Raw genomic sequence first — 26,080 nt, forward strand, 5'->3', positions numbered from 1 at the left:
ACGCCGTCGGCGTCGGGAGGGAGGAGGCCGTTCCCGGGGCCGTGATCCCGGGCGCGCTGCTCCGTCTGGAGTTCGACGGCTGGCTGGACGAGGACACTCTGTACACGATCGCCGAACTGCCCACCGAGGAGGCGGACATCGTTTCTCCGTCCTCTCCGCTCGGCCACGCGCTGGCCTGGCAGCCGGCGGGACGCGAGATCTCGTACGACGCCTCCCAGGGCAAGGCGCGCACGGTCGTCGTGCGGGAGATCCGCGTCTGACCGCGTCCAACGGCGCCCTGACAGGACGGCCCTGCCTCGCGGACCCACCCTTCGGTCCGCGAGGCAGGGCCTGGTGCGGCTCAGCCGGTGACCGGGTCCAGCATGCGGCTCCGCTCGCCGCTCCAGGAGATCGCCAGCGCGTCGCGCGCCCGCGTACAGGCTACGAAGAGCAGACAGTGCTCGGCCAGAAGATCCGAACGGTGCTGCACGGCGTCCTCGTCGGCGGGCGTCACCTGCGGTGCGAACGGCAGCACGCCGGACGTCACGCCGACGACGGCCACACAGCGGAACTCCAGTCCCTTCATGGCGTGCATCGTCGCCACGCGCACACCCGACACCGCCGGCCCCGGGTCGTCCTTGACCGCGACAGCGGGGACGCCCTCCCGGCGCAGGCGGGCGATGACCGCGTCGACCAGTGTGTTGAACCGGGCGCACACCGCCACTTCGGACGGCTTCACGCCGTCCTGGTCGACCCATGCTCGGATCTGCTCCACCAGCGCGCGCAGTTCGCCGTCCTGGTTGTCATGGCCGCGAGCCACCGGAATACGGCCGTGCAGCTCGGAACGGTAGCCCCGCAGCGAGTCCTGACCACCGTCGTCCTCGTCGTCCTCCCCGAGTCGGCCCACCGGCTGACCGTCCAGGAGGGAGGCGGACCAGCGCAGGATCTCCTCCGTGCTGCGGTAGTTGAGGCGCAGCCGGGACGTTCGCCCGCGCACGTTGACGCCCAGGGACCGCAGCGAGCCCCGGGAGTCGTAGATGCGCTGATGGGGATCGCCGACGAGGAACAGGTCGTCGGCCCGCTCGGCCACGCAGGCGCGTAGCACCCGCCACTGGGCCGGGTGCAGGTCCTGTGCCTCGTCCACCACGACGTGACGGTAGCGCGGCCCCTGCTCGGCCAGAATCCGGGCGGCCTGGTCGCACACCATGGTGTACGTGGCGGAGTCGCGCGAGGCCAGATCCCCCGTGAACCGCTCCATGACCCGCCACAACCGGGCCCGTTGCACCCGCCCCACCTGGGTGCCGCGTCCCCTGCGCACACATCTCAGGTACTCCTCGGGCGTCCGCAGCCCCTGAGCCAGTACGACGTTCCGGAACTCCTGGGACAGGAAGCGCTCCGACCAGGGAAGGTCCTCGCGCGCGGCGGCACGGGTCCATGCGCTCTTCTCCGCTGCCGCCGACAGCGGTTTCGGCGAGCTGCCCCTGGCCTCCCGTATGACCCGGGCGGCCAGCGAGTCCACCGTCGTGACGTCGACCCGGTCGAGCAGCCGCGCGTCGGCATCGCCGAGCAGCAGGGCCAGGCTGTCCCGCAGGGCGCTCGCCATGGCATTGGTGAAGGTGGTGAGCAGGATCCGGTCGCCCTCGCGTCCGGTGCGCAGTAGGTGCCGCACCCGGTGCAGGGCGACCACCGTCTTGCCGGTGCCGGGGCCGCCCGTCACCTGAGCCGGCCCGTTGAAGCCAGGGTGGTAGGCGTACCGGCGCTGGGCGGGGTGCAGGAAGACGCGCCAGCGGACGAAGTCCTCGGTGAGGATCCGCTCCAGCTCACCGGGGCCGGTGACCTCCACGATGCGGTTGGGTGTGTTGAGGATCGCCTCGCTGAGCGTGACGGCCGGCCGGTCGTCCGCCGTGCGCACCGTCTGCCCGCGCGGGGCGATCAGCTGCTCCCAGACGTCTTGGGGCGAGCAGTCGGCCGCCAGGTACTCCAGTACCTCGTACTGGTCGACAGGCATCATGGGGGGTGCCATGACCGTCAGGTCGTCGGCGGTGACGCACACGCGCGCCAGTCGCATGACCTGCTCGTCGATGCCGAGGTCACGCAGCACGGTGTCGGAGTGGCGAGCGAAGAGCCGGTCCGGGGTCCGGACCGCCTTCGTCTCGAAGTAGGTCTCCATCTGCTCGAGTGCCTCGACGTTGCGGACCTCCAGGCCTCCGGTGGCGCCGTTGACCGAATAGGCGCGCTTGCAGGCCCAGTTGATCGCCTCGTCGTGGGGTGCCACCCTGAGGAGGGTGAACAACTCGCTGCCGTCGTCCGGGGCGAGGAGAACGCCCCGGTAGAACTTGGTGACCCGGATCGTACGGATCCGGGGGTCACGCGCCCGCTCGAGCTTCTCCAGATGCATTCCCTTGCTGGCGTGGAGCTGAGGCACGGTCAGGCTCCGGAACATCTGGATCGTGTCGTTGACTTCCTTCTGGACAGGTCTCTGCAGGGAGATCAGATCCGCGACGAAGTCGTCGGAGAGGGCGAGACGGGGCATGGGAGTCCTCGGGTCGCGGACGGGCGGTGGGCGCGCGGTGAGGCGGGCGGTGAGCGGGCACCAGCCTAGAGACTGACGGGACGGCGAGCGATGGAACCCCCGTATTCGTTGTGTGAACTGAGTCAACGGGTCTATATTTCTCGTGCTGTCACACCCCCGGTGCACATCCGTGCTCCTACGGCCCTGTCCGAAAGGACCCACCGCATGCCGGCCCAGCCCGCCCAGGCCGCTGTTCCGCATCCGCTCGACGAAGTCCCCCAGACTTTCCGCGCGGGAGACTCCTACGCGGTGCGCGACGCCCTCGTGCACTACGTCCGCCGGGATCTGCTGGGTCCCTGGGACGGTGAGACGGAAACGCTGCCGAGCGCCTCCTCCGGTCCCCGTGACCGGTACCTGGTCGGCATGCTCGGACCGCGCCCCCAGGAAGTCACCGCGGACCGGATCGCCCGAGCGGCCGCCCAGGGCGCGGACGGGGAGTCGGGTGACGAGCAGGAAGGGGACGACAGCGACCTCCAGGACCGGCTGAGCCCCCAGGCCGCCGGACACATCTGGGCATCCTCCATGGGACTGTCCTTCACCGCTCCGGCCTCCGTCGGCACGCTCAGCGCCACCGTCCGCTGGGGTCGCTACAGCCAGTCGGACGAGACCACCGAGCGGGGGACGACGCGCAGGGTCTGGTCACGCGAGCCGGTCGAGCGTCTGGTGGACATCGACGTGACCGACGGGGCCGACCGCACGGTCCAGCTCGACGGCGACACCGTCGTCCTCGACGTACAGGTACGTCGGCACACCGGCCGTACGGGCGCCGAGGACCTGCGCATAGTGGAGCTGGCCCTGGTGAACCGGCAGCCGGACAGCGCGGACGCGCGTGACGCGCACTGGCTCTTCCAGACCGAGATCGACGTCACGGCCTTTCCCGACGACCAGGCGGCCGTCTTCCTGCCGGTCGACGACCCCCTCGACCCGGCGGGCCACGACGACGCGCCCGAGGACGCCGAGGAGCGGCGACTGCGCCTGCTCTACCGGGACAGCCTCAGCCACGCCACGGGCCGCAACGTCGCCGTTCACGCGCACGTCCGTGACGGAGAGCGCAACGCGCACCGCCTGACCACCGTCTGGCTTCCCGAGTACGACGTCAGGGCGACCACCGCGCCGGCACTCGAGGACCAGGGCCTCCTCCAGGGGCTGGAGCTGGGCATGGACGAGCTGGCGGCACTCGCCGTGCCCCACCGCCGGGCCGAACTCAGCACCGCCCTCGCCCCGTTGGCGGACGGGTACGGCACGTGGCTGGAGCGGCAGCGCCGCAGTGCCGCCTCACTTCCCGAGGACCTGCGAGAAGCGGCCGAGACCGCGATCGACCAGGCGCTCGAGGTATGCGACCGCATCACCCTCGGCATCGACCGGCTCGTGGCCGACGAGACCGCCCTGCAGGCCTTCCGGTTCGCCAACCGGGCCATGGCCCTGCAGCGCCGCAACACGGCCATCGCGGCCACCCGCGCCGGCCGTGAGAACGATTCCCGGTCCTACCAGGAGGCCTACGACGAGGTGTACGGCAAGGGCAAGGCGGCCGCCGGCTGGCGCCCCTTCCAGCTCGCCTTCGTCCTGCTGAACATCGACTCTCTCACCCAGCCCGGACACCCGCACCGTGGTACCGGCCGTGAAGCCCTCGTCGATCTGCTGTTCTTTCCGACCGGTGGTGGCAAGACCGAGGCGTATCTCGGGCTCGCCGCCTACACCTTCGCGCTGAGGCGTCTCCAGGGCACCATGGGCTCGGGTACGGAAGCCCGAAGCGGTGAGGCGGGCGTGGGCGTTCTCATGCGCTACACCCTGCGGCTGCTGACCGCTCAGCAGTTCCAGCGCGCCGCCGCCCTGGTGAGTGCCTGCGAAGTCCTGCGCCGCGAGGAGTTCGCGCGGGACCGGCGCTGGGGACCCACCCCCTTCCGGATCGGTCTCTGGGTGGGTACCTCCGTCTCACCGAACTGGTTCGACGAGGCCAAGGAACAGATCGCCGAAGCCAAGGAGAACGCCAGCGACAAACACGCCCGGGTCTTGCAGGTCCTCACCTGCCCCTGGTGCGGCAGCGGGTTGACCGCCCGCTCGAACATGGAGTACGACGAAGGCCGCCGCAGAGTCCTGCTGTACTGTCCTCGCGGCGAGGGGGAGGACCGCTGCCCCTTCTCCCGTCGTGAAGCGCTCGGTGAGGGCATCCCCGTGCTCACCGTCGACGAGGAGATCTACCGGCTGGCGCCCTCGCTGCTGATCGCGACGGTCGACAAGTTCGCCCAGCTCCCCTGGAACGGCTACTCCGGCCTGCTGTTCGGCAGGGTCACCGAGCTGTGCCCCCGCCACGGCTACCGCCACGACGACCTGGACGCCAGGACCGGCTGCGGCGGCCGCCACAACGCCAGGGGCGACCTGCCGGGCGTCACCTCCCAGCCCGTCACCCGCCTGCGACCTCCGGACCTGATCATCCAGGACGAGCTCCACCTGATCTCCGGAGCCCTCGGCACCACCGTGGGCCTCTTCGAGGCCGCTGTCGACCAGCTGTGCACGTGGAGCTTCACCGACGCGCACGGAGGACGGCACGAAGTCGGCCCCAAGATCGTCGCCTCCACCGCGACCACCAAGCGGGCCGCCGACCAGGTGCGCGGTGTCTTCGGCCGCAAGGTCGCCGTCTTCCCTCCCCAGGTGCTGGACGTCGGCGACACCTTCTTCTCCCGGCAGGTGGAACTGAGCCGGGAGAACCCCGGCCGCCGCTACCTCGGTGTCTGTGCGCACGGCACCCGTCTCAAGGCCGCCGAGATCCGTGTCGCGGAGATCCTGCTGCTCGCGGCGCAGCAGCTCTTCGACGACCACGGCAGGCCGGCGGACCCGTACATGACCCTCGTCGGCTACTTCAACGCGACCCGTGAACTCGCCGGCATGCGGCGGTACATGGACGACGACATCACCACCCGGGTGCGGTCCAACGGCAGCCGCAAAGGCCAGGACACCCTGTCGGACCGCATCGTCAGCAGGGCGGGGATGCTCGGCATCCAGGAACTGACCTCCCGCATCTCCTCGTCGGACATCGGCGCGGCCCTGAAGCGGCTGGAGATCGAGTTCGACCCCGAGCGGGACACATCGGAGCGCAGGCGGGCCTTCCTGCGCGAGTACGCCGCCGCCATGAAGGACAAGCGTGAACCCCGCGCGTCCATGACGCCGATCGCGCGACAGGCCGTCGACGTCGTCCTCGCCACCTCCATGCTGCAGGTGGGTGTCGACGTCTCCCGCTTCGGCCTGATGCTCGTCGTGGGCCAGCCCAAGAACACCGCCGAGTACATCCAGGCGTCCTCCCGGGTCGGCCGCGACGCCGCCCGTCCGGGCCTGGTGGTGACCCTCTACAACTGGTCACGTCCCCGGGACCTCGCCCACTACGAGGACTTCGAGCACTATCACGCGACGTTCTACCGCCAGGTGGAAGCCCTGTCCGTCACCCCGTACACGCGCCGCGCGCTCGATCGCGGTGTCGCCGCCACCTACGTCGCCGCGCTGCGCCACGCGACCTACGAATCCTCCCGCAACCTCGACGCCCACCACGTCGACCTCGACGGACCGCTCGCCCAGGACGTCGAACGGCGGCTCCTCGACCGCGCGGAACGCGTGGGAGGCGAGAGGGCCCGCGAATACCTCGGCGAACGACTGGACCGGCTCAAGGACGAATGGCGCCGCAAGCGCGACGAGAGCAGTTCGGCCCTCGCCTACCGCAAGGAGAAGCACAAGACGACCGTCGTGAACGGCCTGCTGCGACGGGCGGACGGATCCCGGTGGACCGAGTTGACCGTCGGCATGTCGATGCGTGAGACGGAGAACGAGATCAACCTGCTCCTTCCCGGCGGCGGCTCTTTCCTGGAAGAACCCTCGGGCGACGGACCCGACTGGACGTTCGGCGCCTCCGGGGCCGACTCCGACACCGATCCGGACACCGCGAGCACTGTGGACAGCGACGAGTACGGGCCCGTCACGGCCGGCACGGTCAGGAAGGCACAGCGATGAGCAGCCAGGGCAGCAACCGCAGGGTCGGCGCCGTACGGCCCAGCCACCTCATGTTCACCGCCGGGGTCGGCGCCCTCGTCGACCTGCCCAACTTCTCCGTCCTGATCCGGGGGACCGACTCCTGGAGTCACTCCGGTGTCACCGACTACGACATCGACGAACCCCGGCTGCGCGCCGCCGTCAACCGGTCGCTCCAGCGCTACGGACGCGGCCAGATCGAGCAGTTGCGTGCCGCGCCCTGGCTGGAGGGCGCCGACACGGACCCGAAGGGCTGGGCGGCGCAAGGGGTCGGAGTGCCCGTCACGCCGTTCCCGCAGTGGTTGCGCTGCACCGCGTGCAATGTGCTGGCCGCGATCGACTCGGGCGAGTTCGCCTTCGTCAACGCCAACCCGCGGACACCGCACGAGGCGAAGTTCGTCCACGACTGCAAGAAGGGCAAGCCGCTGGCCGTGGCGGCCCGTTTCACCCTCGTCTGCACCGCCGGACACCTCGACGAGTTCCCGTACACCACGTACGTGCACCGGGGGCAGGCCTGCGGCAGTACACCGCGCCCGAAGCTCCGGATGAAGGACCACGGCGGCAACCAGGCCGCCAACGTCACCATCGAATGCGTCGCCTGCGGAGTGAAGCGCAACATCCGGGAAGCCATGGGCGAACGAGGCCGGCGCAACCTGCCCCGGTGCCGTGGCCGGCATCCGCATCTCGGCGTCTACGAGACGAACGGCTGCGTCCAGGAGCCGGTCCTGATGGTGGCGGGCGCGTCCAACCAGTGGTTCCCGCTCACCCTCAGCGCCCTCGCACTGCCCAAGGCGCAGGGCGGGGACATCGGGAAGCTCCTGGACGACCACTGGCCCGACCTCGAACTGATCGAGGACCGAGGTCAGTTCGACTTCATGGCGCGCATGCCCAAGTTCACCTTCCTCAAGGACTTCGACGCCGACGCGGTGGTCGCGGCGATCACAGCACGCAAGCGGGGAACCACCGGACCGGCCCCCTCCGCCCCCGACATCCAGGCCGACCTCTTCGGCCCCGAATGGGACGCGCTCTCCGGTCCCGTTCCCACCCCCAGCGACGATTTCGCACTCCGGCAGGTGCCCGTACGGGCCCGTCTGAACGAGTTCTTCGCCGACATCAGGCAGGTCGAGCGGCTGCGTGAGGCACGGGCACTGATCGGGTTCACCAGGCTCGACGCGCCCGACCCCGAATCGCCGGAGATCGCCACGCGCGTCGAGCTGTCCCGCGGGGTCCGGAACTGGGTACCCGCCAGCGAGGTGCGAGGCGAGGGCGTCTTCCTGCGCGTGCGGGACGGTCTGATGGCCGAGTGGACCGCGCGTATGGAGAAGTCGCCGCAGATGGAGGCGCACAGACAGGCGTACGCGCGGTTCCGCGCCAACCGGAAGTCGGACCGCAAGACCAGTGAATTCGATCCCTACCACGGCTGGCCCGGAGCACGGTACATCGCCCTGCACACCCTCTCCCACCTGCTGATCCGCACCATCGCCCTGGAGTGCGGCTACAACTCCGCCTCGCTCGCCGAGCGGATCTACGCGGGGGACGAACAGAATCCGAGGACGGGCATCCTCATCTACACCGCCGTCCCGGACTCCGAGGGCACCTTGGGCGGTCTGGTGTCCCTGGCCGAGGAACGGGAGTTCGACCGGATCGTGCGCCGGGCCCTGACCGGCGCCCGCCACTGCTCGGCCGACCCGCTCTGCGCCGAGCGTCTGCCGCAGGACCCGGCCGACTTCCTCCACGGAGCCGCGTGCCATGTCTGTCTGTTCGTGTCGGAGACCACGTGTGAGCGCGGAAACCGGTTCCTGGACCGTCGGTTCCTCGTTCCGCTGACCGGCGACAAGGATCCGGTGCTGACCCCCGTCGGTCTGCTGCCGTGAGCCGACCCGCGTTCGAAGGAGCTGCCGAGGCCGCCATCGCGGCCCTCGGCCTCTCGCGGAGCAAGGACCTGGCCGGCCTGCTTGCCCAGGGACGCACCAGAGAACGGATACTGACCGAACTGGCGACACCTGGAGTCAGCGAGGCCGTCGCAGTGCTGCACGACGCCATGGAGTCGGAGTCGGTGTCCGCCTCCGAGGCGGCTGCCTATGTGCGCGGCTATGTCGCCGCCCGACGGCAGGCCAGAGACACGGTCCGGGTCCGCACCGTGTGGAGCGGCCCGTCGACACCGGCCGTGCCGGTGCGGGCCACGGCTCAGGTGCTGGTCGAGGTCATCAACGAGGCACGGCACGAACTGCTGGCGATGACGTACGCGGCTCGTCCGTATCCCGCCCTGACGAGGGCCTTGACAGAGGCCGTGGACAGGGGCGTCCGGACGCACGTCGTGGTCGAGACCCTGGCCGGCGCGGGCGGCCTGCTCTCGGGGAGGGAACCGGCCGAAGCGTTCGCGTCCGTGCCCGGTCTGCGGCTGTGGGTCTGGGCACGAGGCCCGGCCGAACGGGGCCGCTCGCGCCAGCACGCCAAGCTGGCGGTCGCCGACCGTCGCACTCTCCTGCTCGGCAGCGCCAACCTGACCGAGTCCGCCGCTCGACGCAACATCGAGGCGGGTGTACTGGTGACCGGCGGTGAAGCACCGCAGCGCACGGCAGAGCACATCGTCGAATTGCAGCGCCTCGGCATACTCAGGCCTTTGCCGCCGCATCAAGCTCCTGGCTGACCACGGAACCGTGCTGGCGCTCTGCTGGAAGACCTCGCTCGGCGGGGGAGCAAGCGGCAGCAACCGAAAACCTAGGGATCATCGAGCGCCGCTCCGCATTGTCCCCCGGCGCCGGCGAGAACCGGCCCGACGCTGCTGGCTCCCTCCTGCTCATACCCGGAGGTGCCTTGGTGACGTTCTCCGACACCCGCGACCCCCCGTGACGCCCTCGCGGTCAGCGCTGATGGCACACGCCAATATCGTCTGAGCTCATGCGGCCCTCACAACGGAGTTCGTGTCGACCTGATCGTCCGTCGAGGAACTCAGCAGTCGGTCAGTGTGAGTCCTGAAACACTTAACGACAGCTGACCTGACCTGCGAATCGTTGTACGCTCCGAAGACCGCCCTTGATCTGCACACGCGCAGGCAGGGAGCCTATGTCCAGGAGTACCTCGATGCTTCGTACGCTGTTCAAGTCCAAGATCCACCGGGCCACCGTGACCGAGGCCGATCTGCACTACGTCGGCTCCGTCACCGTCGACGCCGAGCTCATGGAGGCGGCCGATCTGCTGCCCGGGGAGCTCGTGCACATCGTCGACATCGACAACGGCGCCCGGCTCGAGACCTACGTCATCGAGGGCGAGCGGGGCTCCGGGGTGATCGGGATCAACGGGGCCGCCGCCCATCTGGTGCACCCCGGTGATCTGGTGATCCTCATCAGCTACGCGCAGGTCGAGGACGCCGAGGCCCGCTCGTTCGTGCCGCGCGTGGTGCATGTGGACGCGGACAACCGGATCGTCGAGCTCGGGGCCGACGCGTCCGCGCCGGTGCCCGGCAGCGACACCCTGCGCAGCCCGCACGCCGTGCCCGCGACCGCCTGAACCCGTCCGAAGCCGCTCGAAGGCCGCGCCGGAGCCCTGGTGACCCTCGCCCTGCTGCACACCTCGCCCGTCCACGTGCCCGTCTTCGACGGCCTGCGCGATCGGCACCACCCGGGGCTGGTCCTGCGGCACCTCGTCGCCGAGGAGCTGCTCGACCGGGCCCGGGCCGAGGGGCCGGAAGCCGTGGCCGGCGCCGTGCGTGACGCCCTGGCCGAGGCCGTCGCGGACGGCGCCCGCGCCGTGCTCTGCACCTGCTCGACCATCGGCGGAGTCGCCGAGCGGAGCGCCGCCGACCTGGGCGTGCCCGTCCTGCGGGTCGACCGGCCGATGGCGGCCGAGGCGGCCAGGTCGGAACGGATCGTCGTGGTCGCGGCCGTCGCGTCCACCCTGGAGCCCACCGTCGACCTGCTCCGCGAGGAGTCGGGGGACACCACCTCGATCGTCACCACACTGCTCGTGGACGGTGCCTGGGAGCGGTTCGAGGCCGGTGACCGCAACGGTTATCTCGACGCGGTAGCGGCGGCCGTGGACCGTATCGACCCCACCGGCGGCGGTGTGGTCGTCCTGGCCCAGGCCTCCATGGCGGACGCCGCCGAGCGGACCACCACGCCGCTGCCCGTCCTCTCCAGCCCCCGCCTCGGCCTCGCCGCCGCGGCGGACGCGGTGGTGCGGCGACACGAATGAATGGCCCCGGCGGGCGCGGGCACACGCTTCGGGAGAGCCTGGAGCCGTACGTGTCCGCCGACCGAAAGATCCGCCATGACCCACCCGTCGCCCTACCCGGCGCCCCCGTCGCCGACCCCGCCCCCGGGGCCGGTCCCGCCCACGCCGGGTCCGGTGCCCCAGCCCGAACCGGCCCCCGTGCCGCCGCCGAACCCGGTTCCGGAGCCGCCCGCCCCGACCCCCGTACCGGAACCCGAGCCTCAGCCGCAGCCGGGTCCCGCGGGGCCCTGATCGCCCGATGACACAAGGGACTTGGGGTTTTTCCCCGAGCCCTTGTCACGGCCTGTGACCTTCCCTTACCTTGGGCGACTGCCGATGCGCTTCTGCTGACGCGCGTTCAAGGGGGGCCCACATGGCCGTACGGGGACGACACCGCCGGTACCAGCCGAGCCGGATCAACCGCGCCTCGCTCACCGTCACGGCGGGCGGCGCGGGAATGGCCTTACCGCTGATCGGCGCCGGGACGGCGCAGGCCGCGTCCCTCGACGTCTGGGAGAAGGTCGCCGCCTGCGAGTCCTCCTCGAACTGGCGGATCAACACGGGCAACGGCTATTTCGGCGGGCTGCAGTTCAGCCAGGCGACCTGGGAACGGTACGGAGGCACGCACTACGCCCCGCGCGCCGACCTCGCCTCCAAGGACCAGCAGATCGCCGTCGCGGAGAAGGTCCTCAAGGGGCAGGGCCCGGAAGCCTGGCCGACCTGCTCGTCCCGCGCGGGCCTCGGTGGGCAGAAGGCCGGGATCGTGCCTGCCTCCATACCGGCGCAGCGCACGGCCCCGGACCGGCGGACCCCGGCGGCCAACCCTCCGGCCGCGACCCCGACCACCGTGCCGACGGTCCGGGAGATGTACACGGTCACCCCCGGCGACTCGCTGTCCCGGATCGCCCGCGAGGAACGGGTCACGGGCGGCTGGCAGCGGTTGTACGAGGCGAATCGCGCCGTGGTCGGCAGCGATCCCGACCTGATCCACCCGGGCCAGAAGCTGACCCTCCGGATCGCCGCCCCCGCCAAGCCGCCCACGACGGCACCCCCGGTCGCCAAGCCCGCGCCCACGACGAAGCCGGTCGGGAAGGCCCCTGCGACGAAGGCTCCCGCCACGAAGGCTCCCGCGACAAAGGCTCCCGCCGCGAAGGCTCCCGCGACAAAGGCCCCGGCAGCGAAAGCCCCCGCGAAGCAGGCCGCCAAGCCCGCAACCAAGCCTGTCACCCAGCCCGCAGCCAAGCCGGCCACCAAACCCGCCACTAAGCCCGCGCCCCAGGCCGACCGCTTCAGCGCTCCCGTCTCCGCCTCCGTCGGGACCCGCTACCGCGTCTCCGGCTCCTCCTGGTCCAGCGGGTACCACACCGGCGTGGACTTTCCCGTTCCCACCGGCACGTCCGTGCAGGCCGTCGCCACCGGCAAGGTGGTCTCCGCGGGCTGGGGCGGCGCGTACGGCTACGAGATCGTCGTCCGCCACGACGACGGCCGCTACAGCCAGTACGCGCACCTCTCCGCGCTCACCGTCCGCGAGGGCCAGCGGGTCAACGCGGGGCAGCGCATCGCCCGCTCAGGATCGACCGGCAACAGCTCGGGGCCGCATCTCCACTTCGAGGTGCGCACGGGCCCCGGGTACGGCTCCGACATCGACCCCCTGGCCTACCTCAGGGCGCGGGGCGTCTCGCTCTGAGACGGTCCGGTCCTCTGACACCGAGAGCGAGTCCTGGGCGGCCGTCAGCCGGTCCGTCGTGAGCTGGATCAGACCGCCCGCCGCCACCGCACCGCAGATCAGCGCGGCGACGGTGCCGGCCGTGCCGTACCGGAAGGTCTCGCCGAACAGCGTGAGACCCACCGCGGCGGCGATCACCGGATTGACGACCGTGACCGTCGCCAGCGGGGCCGCGAGGCCCGCGCCCCGATAGGAGGCCTGGGAGAGCAGCAGCCCGGTCACCGCGAGCGCCGAGAGGATCAGCAGACTCGTCCACTGGGCGAGCGGCGCGTCCGGCGACCACTCCACGGCCACGGTCTTGGTGAAGACCGAGGCGATGCCGAACGACACACCCGCCGCGGCCGCCAGGACGATGCTGCGCAGCACCGAGCGGCCCACCAGATGCGCGGTGACGAACAACAGGCCCACCACCGCGAAGGTCCCCGCGGCGAGCAGCCAGCGTTCGGTGCCGCCCAGGGCCTGGGACTGGGCGCCGCCCGTCAGGCTGAGCAGCCCGGCGAGGCCGACCGTGGCCATGAGCGCGCCGCGCCAGGCCGTGTGCCCGGCCCGGCGGCCCACGAACAGGGCCGCCATGGGCAGGGCGAAGACGATCGTGAGGGCGCCCAGCGGCTGGACCAGACTGAGCGGACCGTAGGCGAGCGCAGCGACGTGCAGCGCGGCGCCGAGGCCGTTGAGCAGGACGGACCCCCACCAGGCCGGGCTGCGCAGCGGCGCGTAGGTCGGGCCGCCGGCGGCGGCCGCGACCCGCTCCTGCACGATCGCCGCGGCCGCGTAGGCGACCGCGGAGACCAGCGACAGAAGCACGGACAGCAGGAGGGGGCTCATACATACAACGATCTCTCTTCCGAGCGTTCACGTCGTCGTACCTGGGAACGCATTCGGACGTACTGCCGTCGCAGTACGGGACCGTCACGTACGCCTGGAGATGTACACCCGCGCACGTCAGGAGGGGTGGAAAGCGACCTTTCCGGTATCCAGGTCGAAGCGGGCGCCGACGATCTGGGCCTTGGCGAACGCCTCATCCCGAGCCAGTCGGCGCCGTATGCGTGCCACATTGGCCCGCACCGTGTTCTCCACCCAGTCGCCCGGCAGATCGCGGGCGGCGCGTGCCGCGGGGGCGATGTCCTCCACCACCCGGGCGAGGTGTCCCTCGACGGGCCTGCCCGTCCGTACGTACTCCACGGCGGCGGTCGCGGCGCCGCACCGCTCGTGCCCGAGCACGAGGACCAGCGGCACGCCCAGCTCCTCGACGCCGAACTGGATGGAGCCGAGCACCGCCTCGTCCAGGGCCTGCCCGGCCGACCGTATGCCCAGCAGGTCGCCGAGCCCCTGGTCGAAGAGGAGCTCGGGCGGCACCCGCGAGTCGACGCAGCCGAGGACCAGCGCGAAGGGGTGCTGGGAGACGGCCACGGCGGCGCGCCGGGCGGCGTCCTCGTGCGGATGGATCTGCCGGAGGGCCGCGTAACGGGCGTTCCCGGCCCGGAGTTCGGCGAGCGCCCGGGCGGCGGTGAGCGGCCCGTCCGGGAGGGGGCGTGGACGGGGGCGGGGGAGCGGAGGCGTGGCGGCCCGGGCGGCGGGGACGCTCGCGGTCACGGCCGCGGCGGCGGTCAGCGCGAGCACCGCGCGCCGGCCGGGAGTCGTGGGGGAGAGGGGGTTCGTCGGAGGTGTCATGCGCAGGAGCGTTACGGTGATCGGCGGTCATGGAGCCGTACTTGGCGCGAGCATGACCCGAAGATGACCATGCATGACCCGAACAGGACCGGGGCTTTGCCCGGACGGCCCGCCAGGCGTCGCCATCGCCCGGCCGACAGGTGGCAGGCACCGCCGTCGCCCGGACGACCACACGGCGCCCCATCGGTCCGAGCGGCGGACGGTCGGCAGACAGGAGACGGTGGATTTCGTGGCGAGCGAAGCGAGTGGGGGACTGGGGGGCTTCTTCGCGCTCCGGACGGTCCCGCCGGAGACAGGCGGCGCGCACGTGCCGCTCGCGCGCGTGTACGCGGGAGAGACGGGCCCCCTCTCCGCCCGGATCGACCACGTCGGTGCCCGCCTCCGTATTCCCGAGCGCCGCGTCGCCGCGTCGGTCGCCCATCTCGGGCTCGCCGCCCGGCTGTGGTCGACCGCTCTCGGCCCGGCCGCCCTCCACGGCCGGTTTCCGGCTCTCGACCCGGCGGACCTGTACTGGGACGGTGCCCTGACCTCGCCCGACGACCTGTGGTGGGCCGGCACGGAGAGCCGCCCCGCGACCGTGGCCGACCTCCGCGAGGCCGTCCAGCTCGCTCATCTCGTCCCGCTCCACGATGCCCTCCGCCGCGACGGGCGGGTCTCGCCCCGGCTGCTGTGGGGGAACGCCGGCTCCGCTCTCGCCGGAGCCCTGCGGGAGCTGATCCGCTGGGCCCGCGCCGAGGGCCGGCCCGAGGTCGCCTGGCGTGCCGCCGAGCTCGTGACCGGGCTCCTCGGCCACCCGGACCTCGCCCGCACCGTCCAGGGGCCCGCCCTGCGGCGCACCAGTTGCTGCCTCTACTACCGCTCCCCCGGAGGGGGACTGTGCGGCGACTGTGTGTTCGACCACGCTCCCGCCACGGGTTTGGAGACACGGCCCCCCGCTCCGTAAAGTTCCTCTTTTGAGACGTGGGCGCGCGCGAGCGTACGAGTGATCGAGGAACGGCAGAGGCCATGACGGTGACCGAAGAATTCCAGGAGTACGGGCCGGGTATCGACCCCGAGCGCCTGGCCGTCTGCCTGGGCGTGCTCGACGAGCTCGACAAGCTGGACGTCGACCACCCGGACGCGATCGCCGTCCGGCGCGCCACGGCCGGCATCTACCGGACGGTGAAGCAGCGCCGCCGCCAGGAGCGCCGGGCCGCGAAGACCGCGCACGACAAGGCGGTCACCGAGGCCACCGCCACCGGCTCCGCGCAGCGGATCGACGACGAGACCGAGGGCATCCTGCCCTCCTCCGTGACCGAGGCCGGCCGGATCGCCGGGATACTCCAGCGCCCCCGGTCCTGCTACACCTGCAAGACGCGGTACGTCGAGGTCGACTACTTCTACCACCAGCTCTGCCAGGAGTGCGCCGCGCTGAACCGCGGCAAGCGGGACGCCCGTGCCGACCTCGCCGGCAAGCGCGCGCTGCTCACCGGCGGCCGGGCCAAGATCGGCATGTACATCGCGCTGCGGCTGCTGCGCGACGGCGCCCACACCACCGTCACGACCCGCTTCCCCAAGGACGCCATCCGCCGCTTCAAGGCCATGGAGGACTCGGCGGAGTGGATGCACCGCCTCGAGGTCGTCGGCATCGATCTCCGCGACCCCGCGCAGGCGGTCGCCCTGGCCGAGCAGGTCGCCGCGGACGGCCCGCTGGACATCCTCATCAACAACGCGACGCAGACCGTGCGCCGCCTGCCTTCCGCCTACGCCGCCCTGGTCGAGGGCGAGAGCGCTCCGCTGCCCGCCGGTGAGCTCCCCGCCCACCATGTGATCGGCGCCTTCAACTCCGGCGCCGTGGACGGCCTGGCCGCGCTGCCCGTCGGCGTGAGCGGCCTCGACGCGCAGAAGGTCGCCGATCTCGCCCTGGTCGCGGGCAACGCCAGCGTCGAGCGACACCGCGACGGCAGCGCCATCGACGCGGGCGGGCTGCTGCCGGACGTCGTCGAGAGCAACACCTGGGTGCAGACCATCGAGCAGATCTCCCCGGTGGAGCTGCTCGAGACCCAGCTGTGCAACTACACGGCGCCGTTCATCCTCATCAGCATGCTGCGGCCGGTGATGGCCGAGGCCGCCAAGAAGGCGTCCAGCGGACGCGCCTACATCGTCAACGTCTCGGCCATGGAGGGCGTCTTCGGCCGTGGCTACAAGGGCGCGGGGCACCCGAACACCAACGCGGCGAAGGCCGCGATGAACATGGTCACGCGGACCAGCGCCCAGGAGATGTTCCAGACCGACGGCATCCTCATGACCTCGGTCGACACCGGCTGGATCACCGACGAGCGCCCGCACTTCGACAAGCTGCGTCTGGCCGAGGAGGGCTTCCACGCCCCGCTCGACCTCGTCGACGGCGCCGCCCGCGTCTACGACCCCGTCGTGCGCGGCGAGGCGGGCGAGGACCTGTACGGCTGCTTCCTCAAGGACTACGCGCCCGGCAACTGGTAAACCGCCCAGATGTCCTAAAGTCACTCGATCGCGTCACACTTCCGAGCCCCATAGAGCGCTGACGCGCTCATTTGGTTACTCTGATGTCCACGGTCGGCCACCGGGGTTTCACAAAACCCTTACGGCTTGCCTGGGGACTGGCCTGCCACCAAGGCCGCGGTCCCGCCCGCAGAACGGCGCCACCGCGACCGAACGGCCATGTCCTCATTGGTACGCGACACAAGGGAGTGCGCGGTGACACCAGAACTGACGAAGCAGGAACAGCGACCGGCCGAAAGTCCGGAGCGGCCCCGGCGGTCCGGCGAGCTGGGCAGCCTGGAAGTGTGGGCCCGTTCGGCGCCCATCCGGCTGGCCGGCTACGAGGACGACCTGGCGGAGCCGCACATCCTGCCCGGTATCGACTGAGTCGTACCTGTCGCTTCGCCCTGTGCCCCGGCCGCCCCGCGACCGGGGCACAGGGCTGTGCGGGTTCTGTGCGGGTTCTGTCCACAGCGTCTGTCCACAGGGGCCTGTCCCCGGGTCACCGCTGTGCGGGCTTCCGCAGCTCGACCGGCGGCAGGTACTCCCGTACGAGCGTGCGGTGCCACCACGCCCCGGTCTCCCGCAGCTCCCGCCACGTCGTGTAGCGGTAGCGGTAGAGGCGGGCCCTGATGCGGACCGGTGGTGCGTCCGGGAAGGGGTTGTGGCGCAGCAGCCGCAGGGTGTCCCGGTCCCCGTCCAGGAGCCGCTCGACGAACGGTCCGAACCAGTCGCGGGCGTACGCGGGGGAGAGCGCCGCGAACCACATCAGCCAGTCGAGCCGCAGATGGTACGGAGCGAACTGGCGCGGCAGCCGGCGCGGATCGCCGGGCTTCCCCTTGAATTCGTACTCCTTCCACTCCGCGTCCGCGCTCCGCACCGGGTCGTCCGTGCCCTCGATGACGATCTCCTCCCGGATCCGGCCGACCGTGCCGAAGGCGCCGTACGTGTTGACCAGGTGGAACGGGTCGTACGAGCGGTTCATCGCCTGTCGCCGGGAGAGCAGGTTGCGGACCGGGCGGTAGCTGCGGAAGAGCACCAGCGCGGTCACGGCGACCACCACGACCACGTACCAGAGCGGCGGGGCGGGCTGCGGGTGCTCGCCCACCAGCAGCGAGCCGTCCATGGCGGAGAGCGCGAGGACGATCGTGAGCCAGTTCAGCCACGCGAAGTTCCCCGAGAGCACCAGCCAGAGCTGGGTCGCCACCATCAGGCCGGCCGCCACCGTCGCCACCGGCTGCGGGGTGAAGAGCAGCACCGGGACCAGCAGCTGGACGACATGGTTGGCGGCCACCTCGACCCGGTGCAGCGGGCGGGGCAGATGGTGGAAGAACCAGCTGAGCGGGCCGGGCATCGGCTGGGTCTCGTGGTGGTAATGCAGGCAGGTCAGATCCCGCCAGCAGCGGTCACCGCGGATCTTGATGAGGCCCGCGCCGAACTCCACGCGGAAGAGCAGCCAGCGCAGCAGCCACAGGACGAGAACGGGCGGTGCGGTGTCGTCGTTGCCGAGGAAGATCGCCAGGAAGCCGGTCTCCAGGAGCAGCGACTCCCAGCCGAAGCTGTACCAGGTCTGGCCGACATTGACGATGGAGAGGTACAGCGCCCAGAGCACCGCCCACAGCAGCATCGAGACGGGCAGCGGCACCGCGTCACCGGCGCCCGCCACCAGGGCGAGCGCCAGGGCCGCACCGCTCCACGCGACCGCCGCGAACAGCCGGTCCGAGTAGCGCCAGTGGAAGAGGCTGGGGGCCTGGCGCGGCTCCACCCGGCGCAGATACTCCGGTACGGGGAGCATGCCGCGCTCGCCGATCAGGGCCCGGAACTGGAGAGCGGCCGAGAGGAAGGCCACGAGGTAGAGCCCGGCGAGCCCCCGCTGGAAGACGATCCGGCTCAGCCAGTAGTCCGGTGCCGTGAACCACTCCATCTCTTCCAGTATCGGCCCGGGGGCTCAGGCCTTCTTCTCCTCCTCGTCGGCGGACCGCTGGCCCTCCGCCTGCGAGGGCGTGGTGCGCAGCGTGTCGGGATGCCGCTGCATCCGCTCCTTCGGGTCCATGTCCTCGTCGAGCCGCTCGCCCTCGGCCTGCGAGGGGGTGGTGTACTCGTCGTACTGGCTCACGGCCGCCTCCTGGGTCGCTCCTGGGTCGGTGCGTATGCCTACAAAGGGAGCGTACGCCGGGCGTCACTCCGCCACGATGCGCTGGAGCACTCGGCCCAGCCGGCGGGCGTAGGCATGCTGGAGGACGGGGACGAGCGGCCCGGCGAAGCGGGTGTACCAGGTGGCGGGGCGGCTGAACGCGGTGACCGTGAACCAGACAGAGCCGTCGGCGTGCAGGTCGACGACGAAGGACTCCTCTCCGCTCTCGGGGTGTCCGGTGAGGGTGCCGTAGGCGAACGCGGTGCGGTCCTTCTCGTACGCCGTCCAGATCACCTCGCAGGGCACGCGGAACCGGACCGGACCGAGGCCCATCGAGACCTCGACAAGGGCGCCGGGCTCGGCGCGGACAGCCTGGCTGCGGATCTGGGCGCCCGAGGCGCGGTGCATCCGCCAGGTGGTGACGGCGGCCCCGGCGGTCTCGAAGGAGTCCCGGCCCCGCCCGATGCGGACGGTGTGGTGGAGGTGGTGGTAGCCGGCCGGGAGCCGGTCCTCCCTGGTGGCGCCCACCTCGCGGTAGGTCAGGGCCCCGGGGCCGGCGGGCGTGGCGAGGGCGCGGATCAGACGGGCCATGATGCGGTCTCCTTCGAGGGGGTGGCCGCCCGCAGGCGGCGCCAGGCCAGCAGCGAGCAGAGCGCGAAGCCGAGGGCGTTGCCGAGGCCGTGGGTGGCGGCGAGCGCGGCGGCGGTGGGGGAACGCGGGAGCCACAGGGCGAGGGCGCCGGGTGACATGCCGTCCACCCCCTTGGTTGAACGTGTTCAAACCTGCCTCGCAGAGCCTAAAGCCTTTCTTGAACGTGTTCAAGTGCGTCGTCCGCTCGGCCGTACTCCGCTTGCGGTCGGCGGTGCGGTGCGACAGACATGAAGGAATGTCTCGGAGTGGAAAGAGGCGGGAGATCCACGTGCGCTCACCCATACGCCGGCCGCGACGGCCCCACGTCACCGCACTCGCCGCGCTGGCCTCGGCGCTGCTGCTGGCGAGCTGCTCCTCCGCCGGCGACAGCGGCGGCGCCGGGACGGCCGCCGCCGCGCAGGAGGTCTTCCTCCAGCCGGTCGCCGCCCAGGGGCCCGACCCGTTCACCGCCTCCACGGCGAAGGCGCCCGCCGCACCCACCCCGTCGCCCACCGGGACCGCGTCCGGATCCGCGACCCCGCAGACGGTCCGCGAGATCACCGGCTCCACCCCCGGCCTCTACGGCGGAACCCGCTCCGTCGCCAGCTGCGACGTCGAGCAGCAGGTCGCCTTCCTCGCCGGTGACAGGGGCAAGTCCCGGGCGTTCGCCGAGGCCGCGGGGATCCCCGAGGCGAATCTGGCCGGCTGGCTGCGCGGCCTCACCCCCGTCGTCCTGCGTGCCGACACCCGCGTCACCAGCCACGGCTACCGGGACGGAGACGCCACCGCGTTCCAGTCCGTCCTCCAGGCCGGCACGGCCGTCCTCGTCGACGGGTACGGCACCCCCCGCGTCCGCTGTGCCTGCGGGAACCCGCTGCGTACGCCGGCCGCCGTCCAGGGCGCCCGGCACAACGGACGGCCCTGGGCCGGGTACCACCCCGACCGTGTCGTCGTCATCAGACCGACTGCGACAGTCGTCACCAGCCTTGTCATCGTGAACGTCGTCAACAACACCTGGATCGAGCGGAAGACGGGCACCGACGGCGAGCAGGACACGCATCCGACCGTGATCCCGCCCTGCGACCCCGTCGACTGCGACCTCACCGGCTCACCCACCCCGGTGCCGCCCCCGCCCACCACCGGGGGATCCGCGAGCCCCGACGGCTCGACGACCCCGGGCGAGCCCACTCCACCGGAGCACAGCTCCCCGCCCCCCACCTGGTCCGAGCCGGCCTCACCGCCCGCCCCGGAGCCGCCGCCCGAGACCGAGCCGGAACCCGACGCGGAGCTGCCCCCGTTCGAGGACCTGTTCCCCAGCGACCCCGGCGCCCAGCAGCCGGAGACCTTCGAGGGCTGAGGCGTGACCTCCGCCGTGCGAGCGGCCCGGCCTGCGCCTAGCGTGGCCCCATGAGCGCCGGCAGAGGGGGTGGCGAGGCGGCGGATCTCTGCCGTTGCGTACCAGGGACAGGGGGCGTGGCCTGCTGCTTCCTGCGGGACTACGGCGGCGCGTTCCGGATGGGCAGCTTCGACTGGGACCTGACCACCGGCTCGATGACCATGGACGCGGGGGCCCTGCGGGTCTTCGACATGAGCACCGAGGAGTACGACGGCGATCCCACCACCCTCTCCTCCCGCGTGTTGCCCGACGAGGGCCGGCGGCTCGACACCATGGTCACGCACGCGCTCAAGGACGGGAGCGACCACTACGGGGCGTACTTCCGCGTCCGGCTGCGGAGCGGGGCCGCGCGCTGGACGCACACCGAGGGCCACATCCAGCGTGACGGGACCGGCCGCCCCCGCCGTATCGTCGGCATCGTCCGGGACGCCTCGGAGGAGGTGACCGAGCACGCGGCCCGGCTCGGCCTCGACGAGGGGCGGCGCAAGCGCACCAGCGTCGTGGAGGGCACCACCGCCGCCCTGGCCCACGCCCGGACCGTGCAGGACGTCATCGAACTCCTCAACGACTCGCACGGCCTCGAATACTTCGGAGCCACCAGCCTCGTGGTGGGACTCCTGGAGTCCGGCCGGATCCGTCTCGTCGCCGAGGGGCCCGAAGGCGCCTTCGTGCCCGGCACGCGGTTCACCCGGGTGGACGAGCCGTACCCTATGGGCGAGGTGATCCGGACCCTGAGGCCCCGGTTCATCGACTCGCCCCAGGACTTCGCCGACTCGTACCCGATCCTGTGGCCGCACATCAGCGGACTCGGCATCACCTCCGCCGCCTATCTGCCGCTCATCGCCCAGGCCCGGCCGATCGGTGCGCTCGGACTGCTCTACAGCGACAAGACCGGCTTCAGCGCCGACGAGCGCAATCTGCTGGTGGCGCTCGGCAGCAGCATCGCGCAGAGCCTCCAGCGCGCGATGCTCTACGAGCAGGAGCACGACCTGGCCGAAGGGCTCCAGCAGGCGATGCTGCCGCGCCGCATCCCCGATGTGTCCGGCGCCCAGATAGCGGTCCGCTACCGCTCGGCCCGCCTCGGCCGGGACATCGGCGGCGACTGGTACGACATCATCCCGCTGCCCGGCGGCCGGGTCGGCGCCGTCATCGGGGACGTCCAGGGGCACGACACCCACGCGGCGGCCGTGATGGGACAGCTGCGGATCGTGCTGCGCGCCTACGCCGCCGAGGGGCACAGTCCGGCGACCGTGATGGCCCGGGCCTCCGTCTTCCTCCACGAACTGGACACCGACCGCTTCGCCACCTGCACCTACGTCGAGGCCGACCTCGCCACCGGCGTCGTCCGGGTGGTGCGGGCCGGGCATGTCGACCCGTTGCTCCAGGACACCGACGGCAGCTGCCGACGGCTGCCGGTGGAGGGCGGACTGCCGCTGGGCCTCTCGGCCGAGTTCGGCCGCCTGGACCATCCCGTGACCACCCTGGAGCTGTCCCCGGGGCAGACCCTGCTCCTGTACACCGACGGCCTGGTGGAGAAGCCGGGCTCGGACCTCGACGAGGGGCTGCGATGGCTCTCCTCACTGGTCCGGCGCGGACCGCGGGACCTTCAGCAGCTGGCCGACCTCCTCTGCGAGGCCGTGGACGAGCAGGGCGGCGAGGACGACGTGGCGATCCTGCTGCTGCGCCGTCAGGGGGCGTACTTCCCGCAGTCCGGCGGCCGGCTCCAGCAGCACGTGGCGCAGAGCGACCCGGAGGCGCTGAGCTCCGCCCGCCACCTGATCCGGGCGGCGGTTCGGGCCTGGGGCGCCGGAGAGCGCTCGGACGAGATCGAGCTGGTCGCCGACGAGCTGATCACCAACGCGCTGATGCACACCGACGGCGGGGCGATCGTCACCCTGCGGATGCTCTCGGGGCCCGAGCGGCGGCTGCGCGTGGAGGTCGAGGACCGCTCCAGCGCGCTGCCGCGCCGCAGAGAGGCGGGGGAGTCCGGCGTCTCGGGCCGCGGCCTGCTGCTCGTGGACCGGCTCTCGGACGTGTGGGGCGTCGAATCGCGCGGCAGCGGCAAGTGCGTCTGGTGCGAATTCATTGTTAACCCTGTGTACACAGATCGTACTTGACCGTAACCGATCGTGCGCGATTGACTTCGATCCCCGCCACCCTCCGAGGACATGAGAATCTCTTGAGCAGTGAGCTGCTGGCACCTCTCGATCTGGCCTTCTGGCACCTCGAATCCCCCGCCCACCCCATGCACCTCGGCGCCCTCGCCCACTTCGGCCCGCTCCCCGGCGACGGCGACGCCGCCGGCGTCCTCGATCTGCTCGCGCGCCGTGCCGCCGCGATCCCCCGGCTTCGCATGCGGGTCCGCGACGTCCTGCTGCCCGTCGGGGGAGCCGCCTGGACCACGGACAAGCGGTTCGACGTAAGGCGGCACGTGCGGCAGGTCGCGCTTCCCGGCGCCGACTTCGCCGCCGAGGCCGCCCGGCTCGCGGGCGAACTGATGGAACGGCCGGTCGAACGGGGACTGCCGCCCTGGGAGATGTACCTCCTCACCGGCGCCCCCGACGGCTCCTTCGCCGTGCTCGTCAAACTCCACCACGCCCTCGCCGACGGCATGCGCGCCGTCGCCATCGGCGCCGGCATCTTCGACGAGATCGCCGCCGCCCGCAGGCCGCGCGGGAGCCGAGCCCGCGCCGTACCCCCGCGCTCCTGGCTCCCCGGCCCCGGCCGGATCATGGGCGCCGCCCGGGAGCGCATCGAGGACCTCGGCCGGGCCGTCGAGGTGGGTGCCTCCGTGCTCGGCGCCTCCGTCGCCCGCGCCGGCCTGCTCGACGGCGGCGCCCCCTCCGCGCTCGCCGCCCACTCCAGCGGGACGCGCCGCGTCGGCACCGCCGTCCTGGACCTCGAGCGCGTCCACCAGGTGCGCCGCATCACGGGCGGCACCGCCAACGACGTCCTCCTCGCTGTCGTCGCCGGAGCCCTGCGCCGCTGGCTCGACGGACGCGGCGAACCGCTCCCCGGCGCCGATCCGCGCGCCCTCGTGCCTGTCTCCCGCCGACGGCCGGGCGCACCCGCCGGCACCGGCAACAGTCTCTCCGCCTACCTCCTCACCCTGCCCGTCACCGAACCCGACCCCGCGACCCGGCTGGCCGTCGTCCGGCGGGCCATGGACCGCAACAAGGCCGACGGGCCGCTGCGGGGCGCCGGAGCCGTCGCCGTCCTCGCCGACCAACTGCCCTCGCTCGCCCACCGCTTCGGCGCGCCGCTGGCCTCCGGAGCCGCGCGGCTCCTCTTCGACGTCCTGGTCACCAACGTTCCGCTGCCCCGCTCCGCCCTCTCCCTCGGCGGTGCCCCGCTGCGCGCGCTCTTCCCGATGGCCCCGCTCGCCCGCGGCCAGTCGCTCGCCGTCGCCATGTCCCCGTACGGCGGCCGGGTCCACGTCGGCCTGGTCGCCGACGGCAAGGCCGTCCCCGACCTGGACGTGCTGGCCGCCGCGCTCGCCGAGGAACTGGACCTGCTGGGACTCCTCCACGAGGGCCGCTGAGCGCGCGGCCGGACGGCCGGTGCGGCAGGGTGGAGCCATGCCCGAACTGCCCGAGGTCGAAGCGCTGCGAGAGTTCCTCGACGAGCATCTCGTGGGCAAGGAGATCGCCCGCGTGCTGCCCGTCGCGATCAGCGTGCTCAAGACGTACGACCCACCCCTGAGCGCCCTCGAGGGCGCCGAGGTCGTCGGCGTCGCCCGGCACGGCAAGTTCCTCGACATCGAGAGCGCGGGCACGACGGGCGAGCTGCTCCACCTCCTGATCCACCTCGCCCGCGCCGGATGGCTCCAGTGGAAGGACCCCCTGCCCTCCGGGCCGCCGCGCCCCGGGAAGGGGCCGCTCGCCCTGCGGACCGCGCTCACCGAGGGCGACGGCTTCGACCTCACCGAGGCCGGGACCACCAAACGACTCGCCGTCCACCTCGTCCGCGACCCGAGGGACGTGCCCGGGGTGGCCCGCCTCGGCCCCGACCCCCTCGCCGACGATTTCGACCTCGCCGCCTTCACCGCCCTGCTCGGCGCGGAACGGCGCCAGATCAAGGGCGCCCTGCGGGATCAGAGTCTGATCGCGGGCATCGGCAACGCGTACAGCGACGAGATCCTGCACGTGGCGAGGATGTCCCCCTTCAAGCCCACCCAGAACCTCACCGAGGAGGAGACCGCCGGCCTGTACGAGGCGATGCGCAGCACCCTGCGCGAGGCCGTCGAGCGCTCCCACGGGCTGGCCGCCGGCAGGCTCAAGGCCGAGAAGAAGAGCGGCCTGCGCGTCCACGGCCGGACCGGCGAGCCGTGCCCGGTCTGCGGGGACACCATCCGCGAGGTGTCGTACCGGGACTCCTCCCTGCAGTACTGCCCCACCTGCCAGACCGGCGGCAAGCCGCTCGCCGACCGCCGCCTCTCGAAGCTCCTGAAGTAGCGCCTCCACGCCTCTCGTAGACTCCGCCGCATGGTGCGCGTACTGGCCGTCGACGACGAAGAACCGGCCCTCGGCGAACTGCTGTACCTCCTGCGAGCCGATCCGCGGGTCCGCAGCGCCGAGGGCGCCACCGACGCCACCGAGGCGCTGCGCAGGATCGGCCGGGCCCTCGACGCCGGGCCGGACGGCGACGAGGCCATCGACGTCGTCTTCCTCGACATCCACATGGCCGGCCTCACCGGCCTCGACCTCGCCCGGCTGCTCGCCGGCTTCGCCCGCCCGCCGCTGATCGTCTTCGTCACCGCGCACGAGGGCTTCGCCGTCCAGGCCTTCGACCTCAAGGCGGTGGACTACGTCCTGAAGCCGGTGCGCCGCGAGCGGCTCGCCGAGGCCGTCCGCCGCGTCCGCGAGCTGGTCCACGCCTCCGCCGCGCCCGCGGCCCCGCTCACGGCGCCCGAGCAGATACCGGTCGAACTCGGCGGGGTGACCCGCTTCGTGGCCGTCGACGACATCGCCTACGTCGAGGCCCAGGGCGACTACGCCCGCCTGCACACCGACGAGGGCAGCCACCTCGTCCGCATCCCGCTGTCCACGCTGGAGGAGCGGTGGGCCGACCGCGGCTTCGTCCGCATCCACCGCAGCCACCTCGTCGCCCTCGGCCGCATCGACGAACTGCGGCTCGACGGCGGCGCCACCTCCGTCCGGGTCGGCAGCACCGAGCTGGCGGTCAGCCGCCGCCACGCCCGCCAGCTGAGGGACCTGCTCATGCGCCGCGCGGGCGGCTGAGCGCTCC

Annotated in this window: 22 protein-coding genes; 15 read left to right on the top strand and 7 right to left on the bottom strand. The window is 71.9% G+C overall.

Going from position 1 to position 26,080, the window contains the following annotated elements; translation table 11 throughout:
• Window positions 1-41 precede the first annotated feature (41 nt).
• Window positions 42-260, top strand: coding sequence for a hypothetical protein (locus ACFYV5_RS04720; RefSeq protein WP_389164338.1), 219 nt, complete (start codon window positions 42-44; stop codon window positions 258-260).
• 80 nt (window positions 261-340) lie between these two features.
• Here the strand turns inward: ACFYV5_RS04720 and ACFYV5_RS04725 are convergent, their stop codons facing one another.
• Window positions 341-2,512, bottom strand: a complete 2,172-nt coding sequence (locus tag ACFYV5_RS04725) for a UvrD-helicase domain-containing protein (RefSeq protein ID WP_389164340.1) — start codon at window positions 2,510-2,512, stop codon at window positions 341-343.
• Between the two features lie 204 nt (window positions 2,513-2,716).
• On the opposite strand from ACFYV5_RS04725, the gene drmA reads away from it, so the two are divergent.
• From drmA to ACFYV5_RS04755, 6 genes are all read left to right on the top strand, one after another.
• A complete protein-coding gene (drmA, locus tag ACFYV5_RS04730) occupies window positions 2,717-6,547 on the top strand; it encodes a DISARM system helicase DrmA (RefSeq protein ID WP_389164343.1) in 3,831 nt (1,276 codons plus the stop codon).
• Complete coding sequence (drmB, locus tag ACFYV5_RS04735) at window positions 6,544-8,439, top strand: DrmB family protein (protein WP_389164346.1); 1,896 nt, start codon at window positions 6,544-6,546, stop codon at window positions 8,437-8,439. The genes drmA and drmB overlap by 4 nt, the downstream gene beginning before the upstream one ends.
• Complete coding sequence (gene drmC / locus ACFYV5_RS04740; RefSeq protein ID WP_389164349.1) at window positions 8,436-9,215, top strand: DISARM system phospholipase D-like protein DrmC; 780 nt, start codon at window positions 8,436-8,438, stop codon at window positions 9,213-9,215. The genes drmB and drmC overlap by 4 nt, the downstream gene beginning before the upstream one ends.
• Window positions 9,216-9,649: 434 nt before the next feature.
• On the top strand, window positions 9,650-10,075 hold the full coding sequence (gene panD, locus ACFYV5_RS04745) for an aspartate 1-decarboxylase (RefSeq protein WP_355109835.1): 426 nt from the start codon (window positions 9,650-9,652) through the stop codon (window positions 10,073-10,075).
• A 39-nt stretch (window positions 10,076-10,114) separates the two neighbouring features.
• Entirely contained in the window at window positions 10,115-10,759 is a 645-nt protein-coding gene (locus tag ACFYV5_RS04750) for an aspartate/glutamate racemase family protein (protein WP_389164353.1), read from the top strand.
• 391 nt (window positions 10,760-11,150) lie between these two features.
• Complete coding sequence (locus ACFYV5_RS04755; protein ID WP_389164356.1) at window positions 11,151-12,464, top strand: transglycosylase family protein; 1,314 nt, start codon at window positions 11,151-11,153, stop codon at window positions 12,462-12,464.
• Here the strand turns inward: ACFYV5_RS04755 and ACFYV5_RS04760 are convergent.
• A complete protein-coding gene (locus ACFYV5_RS04760) occupies window positions 12,345-13,328 on the bottom strand; it encodes a DMT family transporter (RefSeq protein WP_355109829.1) in 984 nt (327 codons plus the stop codon). The two genes, ACFYV5_RS04755 and ACFYV5_RS04760, sit on opposite strands and share 120 nt — an antisense overlap.
• Before the next feature lie 117 nt (window positions 13,329-13,445).
• A complete protein-coding gene (locus ACFYV5_RS04765) occupies window positions 13,446-14,174 on the bottom strand; it encodes a carbonic anhydrase (RefSeq protein ID WP_389164358.1) in 729 nt (242 codons plus the stop codon).
• Window positions 14,175-14,403: 229 nt separating this feature from the next.
• On the opposite strand from ACFYV5_RS04765, the gene ACFYV5_RS04770 reads away from it, so the two are divergent.
• From ACFYV5_RS04770 to ACFYV5_RS04780, 3 genes are all read left to right on the top strand, one after another.
• A complete protein-coding gene (locus ACFYV5_RS04770) occupies window positions 14,404-15,117 on the top strand; it encodes a (2Fe-2S)-binding protein (RefSeq protein ID WP_389164361.1) in 714 nt (237 codons plus the stop codon).
• Window positions 15,118-15,179: 62 nt separating this feature from the next.
• Complete coding sequence (locus ACFYV5_RS04775) at window positions 15,180-16,655, top strand: SDR family NAD(P)-dependent oxidoreductase (protein ID WP_389164363.1); 1,476 nt, start codon at window positions 15,180-15,182, stop codon at window positions 16,653-16,655.
• 234 nt (window positions 16,656-16,889) lie between these two features.
• Complete coding sequence (locus ACFYV5_RS04780) at window positions 16,890-17,060, top strand: hypothetical protein (RefSeq protein ID WP_215065452.1); 171 nt, start codon at window positions 16,890-16,892, stop codon at window positions 17,058-17,060.
• A gap of 115 nt (window positions 17,061-17,175) precedes the next feature.
• Here the strand turns inward: ACFYV5_RS04780 and ACFYV5_RS04785 are convergent, their stop codons facing one another.
• The 4 genes from ACFYV5_RS04785 to ACFYV5_RS04800 all read right to left on the bottom strand — a co-directional run bounded on the left by ACFYV5_RS04785 (window position 17,176) and on the right by ACFYV5_RS04800 (window position 19,556).
• Entirely contained in the window at window positions 17,176-18,597 is a 1,422-nt protein-coding gene (locus ACFYV5_RS04785) for a lipase maturation factor family protein (protein WP_389164367.1), read from the bottom strand.
• A 24-nt stretch (window positions 18,598-18,621) separates the two neighbouring features.
• Window positions 18,622-18,789, bottom strand: a complete 168-nt coding sequence (locus ACFYV5_RS04790; protein ID WP_355109819.1) for a hypothetical protein — start codon at window positions 18,787-18,789, stop codon at window positions 18,622-18,624.
• Window positions 18,790-18,852: 63 nt separating this feature from the next.
• Window positions 18,853-19,398: a DUF1990 family protein gene (locus tag ACFYV5_RS04795; RefSeq protein WP_389164370.1), complete on the bottom strand. Its 546-nt coding sequence runs from the start codon at window positions 19,396-19,398 to the stop codon at window positions 18,853-18,855.
• Window positions 19,386-19,556, bottom strand: a complete 171-nt coding sequence (locus ACFYV5_RS04800; RefSeq protein WP_389165111.1) for a hypothetical protein — start codon at window positions 19,554-19,556, stop codon at window positions 19,386-19,388. Before ACFYV5_RS04800 ends, ACFYV5_RS04795 begins: the two co-directional genes overlap by 13 nt.
• Before the next feature lie 170 nt (window positions 19,557-19,726).
• Here ACFYV5_RS04800 and ACFYV5_RS04805 point away from each other — a divergent pair, with 170 nt between their 5' ends.
• The 5 genes from ACFYV5_RS04805 to ACFYV5_RS04825 all read left to right on the top strand — a co-directional run bounded on the left by ACFYV5_RS04805 (window position 19,727) and on the right by ACFYV5_RS04825 (window position 26,073).
• Window positions 19,727-20,794 (top strand): DUF6777 domain-containing protein, encoded by a 1,068-nt coding sequence (locus tag ACFYV5_RS04805; protein WP_389164372.1) that lies wholly within the window; start codon window positions 19,727-19,729, stop codon window positions 20,792-20,794.
• Between the two features lie 50 nt (window positions 20,795-20,844).
• The gene (locus tag ACFYV5_RS04810) at window positions 20,845-22,950 is read left to right on the top strand and encodes a SpoIIE family protein phosphatase (protein WP_389164375.1); all 2,106 of its coding nucleotides are present in this window, start codon (window positions 20,845-20,847) and stop codon (window positions 22,948-22,950) included.
• Between the two features lie 62 nt (window positions 22,951-23,012).
• The gene (locus ACFYV5_RS04815) at window positions 23,013-24,374 is read left to right on the top strand and encodes a wax ester/triacylglycerol synthase family O-acyltransferase (RefSeq protein ID WP_389164377.1); all 1,362 of its coding nucleotides are present in this window, start codon (window positions 23,013-23,015) and stop codon (window positions 24,372-24,374) included.
• A 37-nt stretch (window positions 24,375-24,411) separates the two neighbouring features.
• Window positions 24,412-25,287: an Fpg/Nei family DNA glycosylase gene (locus ACFYV5_RS04820; RefSeq protein WP_389164379.1), complete on the top strand. Its 876-nt coding sequence runs from the start codon at window positions 24,412-24,414 to the stop codon at window positions 25,285-25,287.
• A 30-nt stretch (window positions 25,288-25,317) separates the two neighbouring features.
• Complete coding sequence (locus ACFYV5_RS04825) at window positions 25,318-26,073, top strand: LytTR family DNA-binding domain-containing protein (RefSeq protein WP_355109807.1); 756 nt, start codon at window positions 25,318-25,320, stop codon at window positions 26,071-26,073.
• Window positions 26,074-26,080: the final 7 nt, after the last annotated feature.

Origin of the sequence: Streptomyces sp. NPDC003035 (genome assembly GCF_042888285.1) — a bacterium.
Taxonomy (GTDB): Bacteria; Actinomycetota; Actinomycetes; order Streptomycetales; family Streptomycetaceae; genus Streptomyces.